A 17438-nucleotide genomic window follows, 5' to 3' on the forward strand; every position below is an offset into this window, starting at 1 on the left:
AGCGGGGGTAGTGCGGATGCGGTGGATGCTCACACTGGTAGTGGCGTTCTCGGGGGTGTTCTTGGCGCCCGGCGGGGCGCATGCGGTGCCGGGATTCTGCCCGCCCACCTGCGACGCGATCCCGGATTCAGCGTGGGTCGAGCCGAGTTCGTTGCCGTTGGCCTCGATCTACCGATGGCCGACGCTGCCCGGTCTGGCGGTCACCGCCCCGGCACCCCGGTTTGAATTCGAGTCATGGTGCGTCACCCCGGACTCATCATCCGATCCGCGCCGTTACGCCGTCGCCGCGCGCGCCACGGTGCCCAATCCGGACGGTCAGTGGAACCTGCAGGTGCAGGTCCTCCACTGGCGCGGGGACACCGTCACCGGCGGCCAGACCGCACTCGAAGTGCTGGAGAAGGCGCGCATCGCCCTGGCGACCTGCGGGGATGGGGTGTCTCCGTCACTGACCACCAACGAGGTGGACCGAATCGCCGCCGTGATCAGCGAGACCGGTAGCCGAGTCATGCACCTCTACCTGCTGGCGGACCCGGCCAACAGCACCATCGTCGAGGTCGCACTATGGACCACGCTGCCCGCGCGGGTCGAGTGGCGTGCGGTGCCGGACGCGCAGGTCTTCGAGACGATGGCGGCGCCGCTGTGCGCCGCCTACCTGGGCTCGTGCCGGTGAGGCGGGCTTGAGGTCGTCGCAGGTAGAGTGACCGCGTGGCAAAAGTGGTGGTTCACGTCATGCCGAAGACCGAGATCCTCGACCCGCAGGGGCAGGCGATCGTCGGCGCCCTGGGTCGGCTCGGCTTCGACGGCATCTCAGATGTGCGGCAGGGCAAGCGCTTCGAGCTCGAGGTCGACGACGCGGTCGACGACGAGAAGCTCGCCGCGATCGCCGAATCGCTGCTCGCCAACACCGTGATCGAGGACTGGACGGTCACCCGGGAGGACGGCGCATGACCCGAGTGGGCGTGATCACGTTCCCCGGCACGCTCGACGACATCGACGCGGCCCGGGCGGTGCGCCTGGCCGGCGGCGAGGCGGTGAACCTGTGGCACGCCGACGCCGACCTCAAAGGCGTGGACGCCGTGATCGTGCCCGGCGGCTTCTCCTACGGCGACTACCTGCGATGCGGTGCGATCGCGCGCTTCGCGCCGGTGATGGGCGAGGTGGTGGCCGCAGCCGAGCGTGGGATGCCCGTCCTGGGGATCTGCAACGGCTTCCAGGTGTTGTGCGAAGCCGGCCTGCTGCCCGGTGCGCTCACCCGCAACATCGGTCTGCACTTCGTCTGCCGCGACGTGTGGCTCGAGGTCGCATCGAACACGTCCGCGTGGTCGACGCGCTACGAACAGGGCGCGGATCTGCTGGTGCCGTTGAAGTCCGGCGAAGGCCGGTACGTCGCCAGCAACGAAGTACTCGACGAACTCGAAGGTGAGGGTCGGGTGGTCTTCCGGTACCGGGAGAACATCAACGGCTCGATGCGCGACATCGCCGGTATCAGCTCGGCCAATGGCCGCGTGGTCGGCCTGATGCCGCACCCCGAGCACGCCACCGAGGCGCTGACCGGTCCGTCCGACGACGGGCTCGGCATGTTCTACTCGGCGCTGGACGCGATTCTGGTCTCCTGACCCCGGTGCCCGTCCGCTGGCGCGAACGCAGCCGATTGGTGCGCGCGGTGCGCCTGTGGCGGACGCGGAACCCACGCACGTTCCGCGAGAAGGTGCGGTACAAGATGCTGCGCGACCACCGCCCCCTGATCGTCACGTTCGCCGACAAGGCTGCGGTACGCGCATACGTCGCTGGCGTCGTGGGTGACCGCTACCTCCCGCGGGTGTACGCGATCGTCGACGATCCGGAAGCGTTGCGCGACATCGCGTTACCGAGCGCCTATGTCGTGAAACCGACCCACGGCAGCGGGGCGGCGATCGTCGTTTCCGATCGAGCGTCGCCTGCGGCACGGCTGCCGACCGAGCCGCACAGTTGGGTGTACTCGCATGTGCGGCCGGAGGCGGCGCCGCTATCCGATCTGATCCGCATTGCGACGGGCTGGTTGGCGCAGCTCTACGGCCAAGGGCCGAACCGGGAGTGGGTGTACGGGCGCGTTCCGCGGCGGGTGATCGTCGAAGAGATGCTCGCCGCTGGTGACGGCTCGGTGCCGGACGACTACAAGTTCTTCGTCTTCCACGGCGTGTGCAGGTTCGTTCAGGTGGACAGGGGCCGATTCGGTTCGCGCACCCAGGATTTCTTCACGGCAGAGTGGAAGCACCTCGCGCTACGCGGCAGCGCGCCGTGCGCTGACGTCGAGATTATTCGGCCTGTTCGTCTGTCCGAGATGATCGACGTTGCCGAAAAGCTGGGTGCGGAAACGGATTTCGTCAGGGTCGACCTGTACGACGTGGACGGACGAGTGGTGTTCGGGGAGTTGACGAGCTTTCCTGCGGGCGGAGACAGCCCGTTCGATCCCGATTCGTTCAACCTCGAGTTCGGGCGCCCGTGGACGGTTCCGCGTCGGTACTAGCGTGCACATTTCGGTGCGCGGGCACCCCTGCACTGTGCGTTAGCGTTGTTCCGTGCTGGTTGATCCAGAGGTGTTGCGGGCCTTCGCGGGACAGGTGGAGGAAGCCTCAAGCGCCATCAAAGCCGTCAACGCAGGGCACACGGCGTCTACGTCCGCGGACGGACTTCCCGGGTCGACGACGCAGTGGGCGATGCGGTTGGTGGGTGCGCACATGACGACGCTTGCGGAAGCGATTGCCACCAACGTCACGAAGATGGGAGTCGCTGTACGCGGGGCGGGCGACACGTTCCAGGTTGAGGACACCGCGTTGGCCGGCTCCTTCGACAAGCTGTTCTGATCAATGCTGCCATCCCGGTCCCGCCTTCAAGGCTGGCGCCCAGATTCGATGAGGGCGGCTGCCGACACGCTGTCGAAAGCGGGGGAGTCGGTGTACGCAGCGGTTCGCGACCTCGACGACGGCGTCGACCGCATGCCCGCTGCCGAGCAGTGGAGTGGCGCATCGCACAAGGCGGCGGCCGCGATGTTCACCCGGGCCACGGACAAGGCTTCGACGTTCAAGCACTACGCCGAGGCAGTCGCCCAGGCGTTGTCGCACGGAGCGGGAACGATCGGTACGGCCCGCACCGCGCTGCTGAACCACGCCGACGAGGTCGACCGGGGAGAGTTGTCGGTCAACGACATGTGGGTCGTGCTGATCAAACCGGCGCGTGTGTCCGCGGAGAAAGCGGCTGCGCTGCAGGCTCAGGCCAAAGCGGAGCAGGCGGCGATCAACCGTCTGTTGACGGCCGTTGGTGAGGCCGACGCGGGCACAGCCCGCAAAGTGCAATCGGCCGGTGAGCGTTTTGGCTTCGCCATGCCGGGGCCTGGTGACATGCGTCGGCTCGATCCGACATCAGGCTTTGTGGCGCCCGGTGACGAGGTGCCCAACCCCATGTCATTGACCGGGATCGTGCAGCAAGGAGTGTTGCGTGACAACGACATAGCGCAAACTGTGAGGGACTACAAAGAGTGGGAGACCGAAGACGGTCAGTACCGACGGACGCTGACGATGATGGACGGCAGCCGACACGAGATCTATGAGTGGGGCGACATGCTGCCCAGTGTCGAGGACGAATACTACGACAAGGACGGCAATCTCATCTCGAGCACCTATTCACAAGACAGGATGTCCTACGACGGAACCCAGTACACCTCCATCAAATTCAGGGACGGCACCGAGGTGACGATGACGAGATCCGCTGATGGCAAGACTTCTGGTGGCGTTACGACAGGCGATGGGCGACACGGAGTCCTGCCCGACGAGTTCTTCACCCACCCCGTCATCACCGTCACCGGAGGTGTGCTGACCGGCTTGGAGAAGCAGGCAGAGCGCGGCATTCCCATGCTGACCGAGGAGTCCGTCGAAAACCTCGGCAAGGCAGGCAAATACGGCGGCCCCGCTCTCGGGGTCGCGACCGCCCTGTATGACACGGTCACTGCGAAGACATTTCAGGATGCGTGCGTGGCTGCTATCTCGGGGACGGCGGGAATTGCCGGAGGCTATGCGACTGGTGGGGCGCTCGCCGCGGCGTCGGCCGAGGCGCCGGCGTTGGTACCGTGGGCCGCGGCCGCCGGAGACGCCATCGGTAGCTGGACGTTCGGCTATCTCGGCGGCATCATCGGCAATGTAGTGTGCCGCTGATGCATTCGCGGGGCAAAAAGATTCTTGCGTTTTCTTGGCTGGGCGGCCTCGGAGTTTTCATCTCATTCGTGGCAGTTCACTACTTTCTGGGCGGAGAGGTGCCGAGCGGGCTGGTGGCGCTGGGGGGATCGATCTTCTGCCTGGGGTTCGTCATTCCCGCTTTCAAGAACGTTCCTGGCCGGGTGAAGCCACGCGTGCACTCCGCTGGTGACGGAACGACGTTCTTGCCTGATCGAGGGATCGAGACTCCCCTACAGGTGGGTATGGCCGGTGCCCTCATGTCTTCGGTACTGATTTTGATACTTCTTCCCGCGGGGCGCCTCGCGATTCCGGTCCCACCGAACATGCGCTATGCCCTGCCCTTCACGGCGTCTTTCCTCGTGGTAGGGATCGCGCCGATGTTGTGGCGAAACCTGCGCCGCGGCAGTATGAGTCGTCTACGGCTAACCGAGCAAGGGTTCGAATTCCTGGAGGGTTGGCGCCCGCGATCGGCTGATTGGTCTTCGGTGGAGGACGTGACTTCACAAGCGCCTCAACCGAAGAAGTCCCCGCCGAGTGCGATTGTGTTCATCCTGTCGGATGGCACGGTGTTGTCGTTCACGGCCTCTGCCTACACCCCCGGCGGTGTTGCATTGCGGAATCTGGTGCAGTTCTACTGGCGCCATCCCGAGGCCCGTGAGGAATTGACCGACGGGCGCGCGGCGCAACGCCTTCGCGATCAATTGGCGCCGTCTGACTCTCTGAGCCCCCGTGAGCGTGCGCGAAATGCCACATTAGAGCGGCGTTTTGCGTGCAGACACGTACGCTCGCGGCCGGGGGTTAGTCGTCGGAGGCGGTGCCGTTTTTGCCGTCACTGCCCGACTTCGAGCCACCTTTGCCGCCGGTGCCTGGCGTGCCTGCGGCGCCCGTATCGCCACCGTCGCCGCCGTTCCCGCGTTCTCCGGCGTTACCGCCATTGCCGCCGTTGTCGCTGCCGTCGCCGCCGTCCCCACCGTCACCCGTGCGGCTTCCTCCGTGGCCGCCGGCACCGCCGGACCCTGATCCGCCGTCGCCTCGCCCGCCTCTGCCCCCGTTGCCCTGTCGGCCGGCGTCGCCGCCGTCGCCGCCGCCTCCGATGCCGAGTTCTGAATCGCCAATGCCCGCGCCGCCGAAGCCGCCGTTGCCGGACCGGGTGCCGCCGTTGCCGCCGTCGCCACCGACACCCGCGTAGATGCCACGGCCGGTGCCACCGATGCCGCCGTTGCCGACACGACCGCCGTCACCTCCGTCGCCGCCGACGGCCACCCCGTTGTCGGGGTCGACGGCGTAGGCGTTGCCCCCGTTGCCGCCGCGCCCGACACCGAGTGCGTCGCCGCCCCAACCGGCCACTGCTGTCGATGCTGCGTAGGCGTTGCCGCCACGGCCGCCCTGGCCGGACACCGAGCCGCCGCTACCGCCGTCGCCGCCGTACGCACCGTTCGCTGTCTCCGATCCGGCCGCGCCACCCTCGCCGCCGTCACCGCGAGAGCCGGCGTCGCCGCCGTCGCCTCCCGTGCCGTAGTAGCTTCCGCCTTGGCCGCCGTCGCCGCCGTTGCCTCCGAGGCGACCACCCCTGCCCCCGTTGCCGCCGGTCCCGTCATCGGCCTCGCCGGCGCTGCCGCCGTCACCCCCGGTTCCGTACAGCCCTGCATCACCGCCGTTGCCTGCGGTCGTGAAATCGTCGTTGGCGTCTCCGCCCTTGCCGCCCTTGCCCGCTAGGGTTCCGCCTCGACCGCCGTCACCACCGTTGCCCCAGAGCAGGCCGCCGGCACCACCGTTGCAGGCGTCGCCGGTGCAGTCCTGTGCGGCGTCGGCCCCGTTGCCGAACAGGCGAACTCGTTGATCGGCGGCGACGAGAGGGGCGGGGGAGCCGACCCGGTCTCGTGCTGCGGCGGACGAGCCGGAGACGCAGCCCGGGCTCCAGCAGACGCGCCCGTCACTGAAGGTCCAGAAGACCTGGCGGAGGTTGTAGCCGACGACCGACACCACATTTGAGTCTCCGGTGAGGGTCATGTGGAACCCCTGCGAGTTGATGCCGACGGAGTTGCCGTCTCCGGTGATTTGCGAGTACGAGAAGTCTCCGTTGTTCAGGACTTTATTGTTGTCGCCAGTCACGAGCACGGTCACCCTGTCGCCGATCGCGCGGACGGCATTGCCGGTCCCGTCGAGGATGACCCGGGTGCCGTCACCGTTTGCCTCGGCGCGCGAGTCGCCGCTGGAGAGCGTCGCTTCGGCTCCCAGGCCGATGGCGAGGGCGAAAGAGTCGGCACCGGTGGACACGGCAAGGGCCCGTCCTTCTTGATGCTTGACCTCACCGTTGATCGAAATCGAGAGGTTTCCCGACGTCGGCTTGGTCGGTGTGGCCGCATTCGCCACCAGTGGTGACACCACCCCCAAGCTCATCGCAGCCGCCGCAACCCCGACACGTCCCAACGATGTACGACGCACAGATTCCCCCACCTAGTCGACCCGACACTTTGCTCGCATGCGGCCTGAACCGCAGGTGTGTTCACCCGCGGTTGAGTGGTGCGAAGCTGTTCCCCCAGCTCCTTGCGCATTCAAGCAGCTGTCAAAAGCTATCAGCCACTGCGCGCGCGTGCCAGAGTTTTGGTAAACGAGTGTGCTCAGGGCTCCCTGTCGACGGGTCGCGAGCGTGCGTGAGACGCCATATTGCGGCGGCGTGTTGCGTGCAGACTCGCGCGCTCGCCGGACGGGCTATGGGGTCAGGGCGACCGAGGCTTCGGCGGTGTAGCAGAGGAACGTCAGCGTCTCCTCCAGGTACAGTTGCACCGTCTCGGCGTCGTGGGCCAGGTATCCGATCGCGACGTCGGTGCCCAGTTGCAGGTCGAAATCGCCGCCACGCGTGGACAACACGAACGCACCGTCGATCGCGGGGGCCCAGATGATGTCACCGTCGACCAGGCGGTTGATGTGCTCGAGGATCGGATAGCCGTGGGCCGTCGTCTCGGCGACCCGGGTGTACACCTCAGCCGACAGCAGCACCGCATACGGCCCGTCGACTCCCGCTAACCGCAGCGCGCTCACCGCGCGGGCGATCACGTCGGGGATCTCGCGCGGGTCCTCGGGCAGCGATAGCGCCGGATTGGAACTGCACTTGCGGATTCCGCTGATCGACGCCGCGCCGTAGCCCTCGAAGATCGCCCTGTCCTCGGCGAAGGCCAGCTTGCGGGCCGCCTCCTTGACCGGGTCCCAGTCCGAGTCCTGCGAGCCGCGCTCGACGTCGTCGACGTCGATCCGCTTGACGCTGAACGGAACTCGCAGCCGAACCAGCGGACGCGCCTCACGCAGATGCGCGATCACCCCGTCACCCGGTGTCACCACGTCGATCAGGTGGCCTGTGCTCACCGCCGCCGTCACCGCACCGCCGGGCTCGCTGACGTCCACCACGCGACGTCCCGCGATGTGCCGCTTGAACGTTCGCGTCGCCTCGTGCTCGATCTCGCCCCACGCGGCGTCGGTGATCGGAGCCAGCTCCCGGTACAGGTTGTTCATTGCGGTTGTCCTTTCAGGCTGCCGATGGCCAGAGACCCGGTGGAGCGCTCCGGTGCCGAAACAGGAAGTGGGGGTGGGTCGTCGAGGAAGTCCTGGATCGGAGTGAAGAACAGCGACCCCGTGATCGCCGTCGAGAACTCCAGGATGTGATCGGTGGTGCCGGGCGGCGAACCGATGAACATGTTGCTCAGCATGCGTTCGGTGACCGCGGCCGAGCGGGAGTATCCGATGAAGTAGGTGCCGAACTCGCCGCGCCCGATCTGCCCGAACGGCATGTTGTGCCGCACGATCTTCAGTTCGGTGCCGTCGGCGTCTTCGATCACGTTGAGCGCCACATGCGAATTCGCGGGCTTGACCGCGTCGTCGAGCTCGATGTCGTCGAGTTTGGTGCGGCCGATCACCTGCTCCTGTTCCTCGGTGGACAGCGCATTCCACGAGGCCATGTCGTGCAGGTACTTCTGAACGTGCACATAGCAACCGCCCGCGAAATCAGGGTCCTCGTCACCGATCCGCGTCGCGGAGTCAGCCAGCGGACCGTCGGGGTTCTCGGTGCCGTCGACGAATCCGAGAAGGTCACGGTTGTCGAAGAACCGGAAGCCGTGCGTCTCGTCGACAATGGTGATCGGACCCATCGCGGCGACGATCTTGGTCGCCAGCTCGAAGCAGACGTCCATCGTCTCCGCGCGGATGTGGAACAGCAGATCGCCCGGTGTGGACGGGGCCTGGTGCCGGCCTCCGTCGAGTGCGACGAACGGATGCAGTTCGGCCGGCCGGGGGCCGGAGAACAGCCGATCCCACGCCTCGGAGCCGATCGACGTGACCACCGACAGGTGCTTGCTCGGGTCGCGGAAGCCGATCGCGCGCACCAGCCCCGCGATGTCGCCCAGCGCGTCGTGCACCGCCTGCTCGCCGCCCTCGTCGATGGTCGCGACGAGAAAGATCGCCGCCGGGGTCAGCGGCGCGAGCACCGGCTGCGGGAGAGGGGCGGGCACACAGCGACCCTAGATCATGATCAGTACCGACGATCGACGAAGATGGGCAACCATGTCGGCACGTGCTGAAGACCTCTGCGCATTCATCGACGCGTCTCCGTCGCCGTTCCACGCCTGCCGGACCGCCGCCGCGCGGCTCCTCGACGCCGGTTTCACCGAACTGTCCGAGCGCGACGCGTGGACCGGCGAGGGCGACTTCTTCGTCATCCGCGCCGGGTCCCTGATCGCCTGGCGCTCGACGGGCGAACCCCACCAGCCGTTCCGCATCGTCGGCGCGCACACCGACAGCCCGAACCTGCGGGTCAAGCAGCATCCGGACCGGACCGTCGCAGGCTGCCAGGTAGTGGCGCTGCAGCCCTACGGCGGCGCATGGCTGAACTCCTGGCTAGACCGCGACCTCGGCCTCAGCGGCCGCCTCTCCGTCCGCACCGGCACCTCCGCCGAAGACGTCCTCGTGCGCATCGACGACCCGATCCTGCGTGTCCCGCAGCTGGCCATCCATCTCTCCGAGGACCGCAAGGGTGTCGAGCTGAACCCGCAGCGGCACGTGAACGCGGTCTGGGGGATCGGCGGGCCGCGCTCGTTCCTCGACTACGTCGCCGGGCAGGTCGACGTCGATGCCGACGCGGTGCTCGGCTTCGACCTGATGACCCACGACCTGACCCCCTCGCGGCTGACCGGCGTCGAGAACGAATTCGTCAGCGCGCCGCGCCTGGACAACCAGGCGACCTGTTACGCCGGGCTGGAGGCGTTTCTTGCGGCACCGGCGTCGACCGTGATCCCGGTCCTGGTGCTTTTCGACCACGAGGAGGTCGGCTCGCAATCCGATCACGGCGCGCAGTCCGATCTGCTGCTGACGGTGCTCGAGCGGATCACCCTGGCCGCCGGTGGCGGCCGGGAAGACTTCCTGCGTCGCTGCTCGACCTCGATGGTCGCCTCCGGCGACATGGCGCACGCCACCCATCCCAACTATCCGGAGCGCCACGAACCCGGCCACCTGATCGAGGTCAACGCCGGGCCCGTACTCAAGGTGCAACCCAACCTGCGCTACGCCACCGACGGACGGACCGCTGCGGCGTTCGCGCTGGCGTGCGAGCAGGCCGGGGTCCCGCTGCAGCGCTATGAGCACCGGGCCGACCTGCCCTGCGGCTCGACGATCGGACCGATGACCGCCGCGCGCACCGGCATTCCGACCGTCGACGTGGGCGCCGCGCAGTTGGCCATGCACTCGGCGCGCGAAGTCATGGGCGCCGCAGACGTCGCGGACTACTCGGCCGCGCTCGCGGCGTTCTTGTCACCCGCCTGACCTAGGGTCTGCGACATGTCACTCGATGTCGCGATGATCACCTTCGACTGTTCGGATCCCGACGCGCTGGCCGGCTGGTGGGCCCAGGCGCTCGGCAGCGAGGTGAATGCCGTTGCGCCAGGCGAATTCGTCATGGTCGCGCAGGACGACGGCCCCACCTTGGGATTCCAGAAGGTGCCCGACCCGACGCCCGGCAAGAACAGGGTGCACCTAGACCTGCACGCCGCCGACAAGGACGCCGAGGTGAAGCGCCTGGTCGAACTGGGCGCGCGGGAGACCGGGCGGCACAGCTTCGGCCCCGAGTTCGACTGGGTGGTTCTCGCCGACCCCGACGGCAACGCGTTCTGCGTCGCGGACGGGTGACCGCTGGCAAGATCGCCGTGTGCTGATCTCGCTGATCGCCTTCGCGGCGGTGTTCGCCGCATGGGCGCTCGGCGCGGGCCGGCTCGAACGGGCCCGGGTGACGGCGCCGATCGTGTTGATCCTGGCCGGCGTGGCTGCGGGCTTCACCACCTCCGACGCGCTGGCCGTCGCGCTCAACGCCGACGTCGCCCAGCACGGCGCCGAGATCATCCTCGCGGTGCTGCTGTTCGTCGATGCCACCGACGTCCGCGGCGGGCTGTTCGGCCGGGAGCCCCGCGCGGCCCTGCGCGTGCTGTTCCTCGCCATGCCCCTGAGCCTCGGATTGTCGGTGCTGCTCGGGGCGTGGATGCTGCCCGAGCTGTCCTTCGCCGTGCTGCTGGTCATCGCCTGCACGGTGGTGCCGACCGATTTCGCGCCCGCGGCGACGATCCTGCGCGACGCACGGGTGCCGGAGCGGGTGCGCAACGTCCTCAACGTCGAAGCCGGCTACAACGACGGCATCGTCGCCCCGGTGTTCATCTTCGCGCTGGCCCTGGCTGGCGGGGACCTGCGCACCGAGACACCGCTGCGCGCACTGGGGTCGGCCGTGCCCCAGGCCCTGACCGCGATCGTCGTCGGTGGCGCTGTCGGTGCGCTGCTCGCGCTCGCCATCAACGGCGCCACCCGGCGCCGCTGGATGACGGACCAGAGCGTGCGGATGATCTTGGTCACTGCGCCGATGCTGGCCTACGGGCTGAGCCTCGCGTTCGACGGCAACGGGTTCGTCTCGGCGTTCGTCTGCGGGATCGCGTTCCACTATCTGCGACACACCTCGTCCTGGCACGAGGAACTGGAGTTCGTCGACGACATCGGGTTCCTGCTCTCGGCGATCATGTGGTTCGTCGTGGGCGCCGTCGCCGTCCTCGCCGTCGAACGTGGAGTGTCCTGGCAGACGGTGGTTTTCTGTCTGCTGGCACTGACCGTGGTGCGGGTGGTTCCTGTCGCGCTGGCGATGCTGCGATCGCGGTTCTCCTGGCGGGAACGGATGATGTTGGCCTGGCTGGGTCCGCGCGGAACGTCGACCGTCGTGTTCGGCCTGCTGGCCTACAACGTGCTCGACGGGGCCGAAGAGCACGACGCGCTGGCCGTCATGGTGGTGGTGGTGCTGGGCAGCGTCGTCATCCACGGGTTGATCGCGCCGTCCGCCGCGGCACGCTTGTCGCAGGCCGCGAACTAGACTGTCGGGCGTGACGTCCGGGCTCACCCACGAAGTCGACACGGTCGACCACGCCGCTTCCACCCCCGATCAGCCGCAGCCGTTCCGCGAGCTCGGCCTCAAGGACGACGAGTACGCGCGGATCCGCGAGATCCTCGGTCGTCGCCCCACCGACGCCGAACTCGCGATGTACTCGGTGATGTGGAGTGAGCACTGCTCGTACAAGTCCTCGAAGGTGCATCTGCGGTACTTCGGGGAGACGACCACCGCGAAGATGCGCGAGGCGATGCTCGCAGGCATCGGGGAGAACGCCGGCGTCGTCGACATCGGCGACGGCTGGGCGGCGACGTTCAAGGTCGAGTCCCACAACCACCCCTCCTACATCGAGCCGTACCAGGGCGCGGCCACCGGCGTCGGAGGCATCGTCCGCGACATCATGGCGATGGGCGCCCGCCCGGTCGCGGTGATGGATCAGCTCCGCTTCGGCGCCGCCGACGCCCCCGACACGCGCCGCGTGCTCGACGGTGTGGTGCGCGGTGTCGGCGGCTACGGCAACTCGCTCGGACTGCCCAACATCGGCGGCGAGACCGTGTTCGACGCGAGCTACTCCGGCAACCCACTGGTCAACGCGCTGTGCGTCGGCGTGCTCCGGACCGAGGACCTCAAACTCGCCTTTGCCTCAGGTGCGGGCAACAAGATCATCCTGTTCGGCGCGCGCACCGGCCTCGACGGTATCGGCGGGGTGTCGGTGCTGGCGTCAGAGACCTTCGGTGGTGACGAATCCGGCGCAGGCAGGAAGAAGCTGCCCAGCGTGCAGGTGGGCGATCCGTTCACCGAGAAGGTGCTCATCGAGTGCTGCCTCGAGCTCTACGCCGCCGACCTCGTGGTGGGTATCCAGGACCTGGGCGGCGCCGGATTGTCCTGCGCGACATCGGAATTGGCGTCGGCGGGCGACGGCGGAATGCGCGTCGAGCTGGATCGGGTGCCGCTGCGTGCGGCCAACATGACCCCCGCGGAGATCCTGTCCAGCGAGTCGCAGGAACGCATGTGCGCGGTGGTGACCCCCGAGAACGTCGACGCGTTCCTCGCCGTGTGCCGCAAGTGGGACGTGCTGGCCACCGTGATCGGCGAGGTGACCGACGGCGACCGACTCGAAATCACCTGGCACGGTGCGACTGTCGTCGACGTTCCGCCGCGTACCGTCGCCCACGAGGGACCGGTCTACGAACGGCCCGTGCAGCGTCCCGACACCCAGGACGCGCTCAATGCCGACACCTCCGCGACGCTGCCGCGGCCCGCGACCGGCGACGAGCTGCGCTCGACGCTGCTGGCGATGATCGGCAGTCCGCACCTGTGCAGCCGGGCGTTCATCACCGAGCAGTACGACCGCTACGTGCGGGGCAACACCGTGCTGGCCGAGAACGCCGACGGCGGAGTGCTGCGCGTCGACGAGGAGACCGGCCGCGGAATCGCGATCTCCACCGACGCGTCCGGCCGCTACACCGCGCTCGATCCCTACGCGGGTGCCCAGCTGGCCCTGGCCGAGGCGTACCGCAACGTCGCGGTCACCGGCGCCACGCCCGTCGCCGTCACCAACTGCCTGAACTTCGGCTCACCCGAGGATCCGGGCGTGATGTGGCAGTTCTCCCAAGCTGTCCGCGGTCTCGCCGATGGCGCTGCGGCACTGGGTATTCCGGTCACGGGCGGCAACGTCAGCTTCTACAACCAGACCGGCACGACGCCGATCCTGCCGACCCCGGTCGTCGGCATCCTCGGCGTCATCGACGACGTGAAGCGGCGCATCCCCACCGGATTCGGCACCGAACCGGGCGAGTCGCTGATCCTGCTCGGCGACACCCACGACGAGTTCGACGGCTCCATCTGGGCGCAGGTCACCGCCGACCACCTCGGCGGCGTACCACCCCGTGTCGACCTCGAACGCGAACGGCTGCTGGCCGAGGTGCTGACCGCCGCCTCCCGCGACGGTCTGGTCTCGGCGGCCCATGATCTGTCGGAGGGCGGTCTGATGCAGGCGGCCGTCGAAGGCGCGCTGACCGGCGAAACCGGCTGCCGCCTCATCCTTCCCGACGGATCGGACCCATTCGTCTACCTGTTCTCCGAGTCGGCGGGCCGCGTCCTGGTGGCGGTGCCGCGCACCGAGGAGAGCAGATTCACCGCGATGTGCGAGGCCCGCGGGTTGCCGGCCACCCGCGTCGGCGTCGTCGACCAGGGCCCCGACGGCGGTGAGCCCTCCGTCGAGGTGCAAGGGCTGTTCACGGTCACCCTGCAGGAGCTGCGGCAGACGTCGGAAGGTGTGTTGCCCGGGTTGTTCGGGTGACCTCTCGGGAGTCCACCAAACACCCCCTCTACGTCTGGGCGTGGGGCCTGCTGCGGTTGGACTTCACCGGCATCGCATTCGCCGCGCTGTTCTTCTGCCTGTCGCTGACACCCTCTTTGCTGCCGCGCGACTGGCTGTTCCAAGGGCTGATCGGCGGCGTCAACGCCGCGATCGGCTACGGAATCGGAGTCTTTCTCGCGCGGATGGTGCGCCGGTTCGTCCTCGCCGGCCGCTCCTGGTGGCCGCCGTCGCTCACGGTGTCCTCGGCGCTCAAGACGGGCACTGTGGTGCTGTCGCTGCTGGCCTGCGTGCTGATGGTGATCCCGGCGGCGGGCTGGCAGCGCCAGGTGTCGGCGCTGATGGGCCTGCCCGGCCCCAGCACCGCGAGCTATCTGCGAACCCTGGTGCTCGCCGCGGTCATCGGTGGCCTCTGCGTTGCGATCACCCGCGCGCTCATCGACCTGATCCGCACGCTCGCGCGCTACCTGATCCGGCGTTGGCGCATCTCCGACGAACTCGCCCTGTTCATCGGCACCGCGATCGTCGTGGTGCTGGTGATCACGCTGGTCAACGGTGTGCTGCTGCGCGGGTTCCTGGCCGGCGCCAATCGGGTCTTCCAGCCCCAGAACGCCACCACCATGGCCGGTATCAGCCAGCCGCAGGCGCCGGAAAGATCGGGTAGCCCAGAGTCGTTCGCGCCCTGGGACACCCTGGGCTACCAGGGCCGCAGCTTCGTGGCCACCGGGCCGAGCGCCGCCGAGCTCACCGCCATCAACGGCAGGCCGGCGAGAGAACCGGTCCGGGTCTACGTCGGGCTGGAGACCGCAGACGACGACCAGGCCAGGATGGCGGTGCTGCTGAGCGAACTCGAACGCAGCGGCGCCTTCGACCGCAAAGTGCTCGTGATCGCCCCCACCACCGGCACCGGATGGATCAATCCGATCGCCGCGCGGTCGCTGGAGATGATGTACAACGGCGACACCGCGATCGTCGGATCGCAGTACTCCTTTCTGCCGAGCTGGATTTCGTTCATCGGCGATCAGCGCAAGTCGGTGGAATTCGGCCGGCTGATGATCGACGCCATCCACGACCGCTGGGCGAAACTGCCTCCGCAGCGCCGCCCGCAGCTGCTGCTGTACGGCGAAAGCCTGGGCTCGATGGCCGGTCAGGGCGCGTTCGACTGGCTGCCCGACATCTCCCGCATGGGTTTCTCGTCTGTGCTGTGGGTAGGACCGCCCAACGCGAGCTCACTGTGGCACGCGATCACGGTCCGCCGTGATCCCGGCACCCCCGAAGTGCACCCCCGCTACGACAACGGCCGCACCGTGCGGTTCTCGATGGGCAACGACGCGGCTCAGATCGCCCGCGACGCCGCCGAACCGTGGGAGGGCACCAGAGTGCTGTTCCTGCAACACCCCTCGGACCCGATCGTGTGGTGGTCGCAGGACCTCCTGTTCAGCCGGCCCGACTGGCTGGCCGAACCGCCAGGCCGAGATCGGACGGCCTCCATGCGGTGGTACCCGATCATCACGTTCTGGCAGGTCGCCGCCGATATGACCAACGCCTCCTCGGTGCCCGGCGGGCACGGCCACAACTACGGCGACTTCATCCTCGACGGGTGGGCAGCAGTGGCGCCACCTCCCGGGTGGACACCGTCGGACACCGAACGCATCCGGGCCGCGATGCAACGCACCGAGTCCGAGGATGGTCAGTGAAGGGCGAACGCCGCCAAGCACTCTCGCTCGCCGGCATACTCCTGGGGTGGAGTCTGGTGGCCCCGCGGATTCCACGGCGCTGGAATCCTGCTCCGCACCTGCTGCTCGGCACCGCCGCCGTGATGTCGACCGGCGCCCCGCTCGGTCTGCGTCCGCCCGCCCTGCTGCGCGGGCTGCGGTGGGGGAGTGCCGCGGGCGGCTTTGTCGTTGCAGCAGTCGCACTTTCGACGACACTGGCTCCGGTGCGCGTGGGAATCGCCGCGCGCACACCGCCTTCGTCGCCCGCGAGGTGGCTGCTGCTGCAGATCCCGCTCGGCACCGTGTGGTCGGAGGAGGCGGGCTACCGCGCTGCGCTGGGCTCCACGGCGGCACGTGCGTTCGGCGTCGCCGGCGGACGCTGGTTCACCGCCGCGGTGTTCGGCCTCTCCCATGTTCCGGACGCTCGCGCCGCCGGCGAATCGGTGCCTGGCACGGTGCTCATCACCGGGGCGGCGGGCTGGGTCTTCTCCTGGCTGCGGGACAGGTCGGGCAGCCTGGCGGCGCCGATGCTGGCCCACCTGGCTGTCAACGAATCCGGAGCCGTTGCGGCGGTGGTGTTTTCGCGCCAGGTCAGGGATTGATCGTGTTCTCGCCGACCTGCCTGCCCCAGACGTAGTCGACGAGCAGCGGCTGGCCCAGGTCCAGGTGGTTGTAGGGCGCCAGGTTGAAGCCGGTGTCCATCACCAGATACGGATTCGGCCACAGCTCACGGGTGATCTTCTGCCAGCAGCCGGGCCGGCCCTCGGGGCCGCCCCGCGCATTGACCCGGGGCAGATTGTCCGGGTAGACGAACGGATTACCGGCCCCGGTGATGGTGCCCGCCGAGCGCAGCGAATAGCCGTTGTCGCCGCCCAGGACCCGGGTGATCTCCGGGGCCACCTCGGCGTAGTTGCGAATCGTGCAGAACATCATGCCGCGGTAGTCGTCGAGCAGCTTCGAGGTGGGCAGCAGGTCGGCCGCGCCCCGGATCAGGTAGGGGCCGCCGCGATCGAACGCCGCGGTCGCCGGCTCCGCGAAGCCGACCGCCGCCATCAACGCGGCGTCGATGTCGGCCGACCGCGCGTTCACCGTGCGCGCGGTGGTGACTGCCGCGGTGAGCCCGTCCAACAGATCCGGCGCGGCATCGGCGTAGATGTCGGCAAGGGACATGAGGGCGCGGACATCCGAGCGCCACTGAGGCATCAGGTCGTCGAATTCCGTGAGGATGCGGTTGCCGTCCTCCAGGGACGCGCCGAAGCGGTTGCCCAGCCCGTGCAACGCCTCGGCGGTCGCGTTCAGCGTCTGGTTCAGCTTCACCGGATCGACCTGCTCGGCGATCTCGGTGACCGTCTCGAACAATGTGTTGAACTCCGTCGTCACCGCCGCGGCCTGTAGCACGCTTCCGTCGGAAAGTCGTTGTGCCGCAGGCTTTTGCGGCGACATCAGCGAGATGTACTTGTTGCCGAACACCGTCGTCGCCCTGATCTGGGCCCCCGCGTTGGCGGGGATGACGGTCATCAGGTCGGGATCGACGTCCAACGTGAGGCGGGCGCCGGCGGGATCGGGCACGATCTGCGCCACCCGGCCGATCTCCACCCCGTTGAACGTGACCTTGGCGCCGCGTTCGACGACCAGCCCGGCCCGGTCAGAGACGAGGGTGACCGTCGACGACGCCGTGAAGTCACCCCGGAACTGCAGGAAGAGCGCTGCGCCGAGGACAGCGATCGCCACGAGCATCAGCGCGCCCAGCCGCCGATAGGGCGGTGCGTCCCGGGCTACAGACACTTTGAGAA

16 protein-coding genes are annotated in these 17438 nt (G+C 68.2%); 12 read left to right on the top strand and 4 right to left on the bottom strand.

Features of this window, described 5'->3' with window-relative positions:
• Nucleotides 1–16 precede the first annotated feature (16 nt).
• Genes ACZYYX_RS13350 through ACZYYX_RS13375 form a run of 6 tightly spaced genes read left to right on the top strand, consistent with a single transcriptional unit; the run spans nt 17 to nt 4187 of the window.
• Nucleotides 17–670 carry an ATPase gene (locus tag ACZYYX_RS13350; RefSeq protein ID WP_463815005.1) on the top strand — a complete coding sequence of 218 codons (654 nt, stop codon included), beginning with the start codon at nt 17–19 and terminating at the stop codon, nt 668–670.
• A gap of 35 nt (nt 671–705) precedes the next feature.
• A complete protein-coding gene (gene purS / locus ACZYYX_RS13355; protein WP_463815006.1) occupies nt 706–948 on the top strand; it encodes a phosphoribosylformylglycinamidine synthase subunit PurS in 243 nt (80 codons plus the stop codon).
• Complete coding sequence (gene purQ / locus ACZYYX_RS13360; protein ID WP_463815008.1) at nt 945–1616, top strand: phosphoribosylformylglycinamidine synthase subunit PurQ; 672 nt, start codon at nt 945–947, stop codon at nt 1614–1616. Before purS ends, purQ begins: the two co-directional genes overlap by 4 nt.
• A gap of 5 nt (nt 1617–1621) precedes the next feature.
• Complete coding sequence (locus ACZYYX_RS13365; RefSeq protein WP_463815010.1) at nt 1622–2506, top strand: ATP-grasp fold amidoligase family protein; 885 nt, start codon at nt 1622–1624, stop codon at nt 2504–2506.
• A 52-nt stretch (nt 2507–2558) separates the two neighbouring features.
• Nucleotides 2559–2843: a type VII secretion target gene (locus tag ACZYYX_RS13370; RefSeq protein ID WP_463815011.1), complete on the top strand. Its 285-nt coding sequence runs from the start codon at nt 2559–2561 to the stop codon at nt 2841–2843.
• Between the two features lie 48 nt (nt 2844–2891).
• Nucleotides 2892–4187, top strand: a complete 1296-nt coding sequence (locus ACZYYX_RS13375) for a WXG100 family type VII secretion target (protein ID WP_463815012.1) — start codon at nt 2892–2894, stop codon at nt 4185–4187.
• Between the two features lie 819 nt (nt 4188–5006).
• On the opposite strand, the gene ACZYYX_RS13380 is transcribed toward ACZYYX_RS13375, so the two are convergent.
• From ACZYYX_RS13380 to ACZYYX_RS13390, 3 genes are all read right to left on the bottom strand, one after another.
• Nucleotides 5007–6608 carry a PGRS repeat-containing protein gene (locus tag ACZYYX_RS13380; RefSeq protein ID WP_463815013.1) on the bottom strand — a complete coding sequence of 534 codons (1602 nt, stop codon included), beginning with the start codon at nt 6606–6608 and terminating at the stop codon, nt 5007–5009.
• A gap of 312 nt (nt 6609–6920) precedes the next feature.
• Nucleotides 6921–7718, bottom strand: coding sequence for a family 1 encapsulin nanocompartment shell protein (locus ACZYYX_RS13385; RefSeq protein WP_463815014.1), 798 nt, complete (start codon nt 7716–7718; stop codon nt 6921–6923).
• On the bottom strand, nt 7715–8710 hold the full coding sequence (locus tag ACZYYX_RS13390) for a Dyp-type peroxidase (RefSeq protein ID WP_463815015.1): 996 nt from the start codon (nt 8708–8710) through the stop codon (nt 7715–7717). Before ACZYYX_RS13390 ends, ACZYYX_RS13385 begins: the two co-directional genes overlap by 4 nt.
• A 52-nt stretch (nt 8711–8762) precedes the next feature.
• Between ACZYYX_RS13390 and ACZYYX_RS13395 the strand changes: the two genes are divergently transcribed.
• The 6 genes from ACZYYX_RS13395 to ACZYYX_RS13420 are packed head-to-tail and all read left to right on the top strand — an operon-like array spanning nt 8763 to nt 16247.
• Nucleotides 8763–10016 (top strand): M18 family aminopeptidase, encoded by a 1254-nt coding sequence (locus tag ACZYYX_RS13395; protein ID WP_463815016.1) that lies wholly within the window; start codon nt 8763–8765, stop codon nt 10014–10016.
• Between the two features lie 15 nt (nt 10017–10031).
• Nucleotides 10032–10379 carry a VOC family protein gene (locus ACZYYX_RS13400; RefSeq protein WP_463815017.1) on the top strand — a complete coding sequence of 116 codons (348 nt, stop codon included), beginning with the start codon at nt 10032–10034 and terminating at the stop codon, nt 10377–10379.
• 19 nt (nt 10380–10398) lie between these two features.
• Entirely contained in the window at nt 10399–11595 is a 1197-nt protein-coding gene (locus ACZYYX_RS13405; RefSeq protein WP_463815018.1) for a cation:proton antiporter, read from the top strand.
• Nucleotides 11596–11605: 10 nt separating this feature from the next.
• Nucleotides 11606–13912, top strand: a complete 2307-nt coding sequence (gene purL / locus ACZYYX_RS13410) for a phosphoribosylformylglycinamidine synthase subunit PurL (protein ID WP_463815019.1) — start codon at nt 11606–11608, stop codon at nt 13910–13912.
• Nucleotides 13909–15627 (top strand): alpha/beta hydrolase, encoded by a 1719-nt coding sequence (locus ACZYYX_RS13415; RefSeq protein ID WP_463815020.1) that lies wholly within the window; start codon nt 13909–13911, stop codon nt 15625–15627. Before purL ends, ACZYYX_RS13415 begins: the two co-directional genes overlap by 4 nt.
• A complete protein-coding gene (locus tag ACZYYX_RS13420; RefSeq protein WP_463815021.1) occupies nt 15624–16247 on the top strand; it encodes an Rv0804 family intramembrane glutamic endopeptidase in 624 nt (207 codons plus the stop codon). The genes ACZYYX_RS13415 and ACZYYX_RS13420 overlap by 4 nt, the downstream gene beginning before the upstream one ends.
• On the opposite strand, the gene ACZYYX_RS13425 is transcribed toward ACZYYX_RS13420, so the two are convergent.
• Nucleotides 16237–17430 carry an MCE family protein gene (locus tag ACZYYX_RS13425; protein WP_463815022.1) on the bottom strand — a complete coding sequence of 398 codons (1194 nt, stop codon included), beginning with the start codon at nt 17428–17430 and terminating at the stop codon, nt 16237–16239. The genes ACZYYX_RS13420 and ACZYYX_RS13425 overlap by 11 nt on opposite strands.
• Between the last annotated feature and the right edge of the window lie 8 nt (nt 17431–17438).

Source organism: Mycobacterium sp. IDUB_1, from assembly GCF_055419625.1.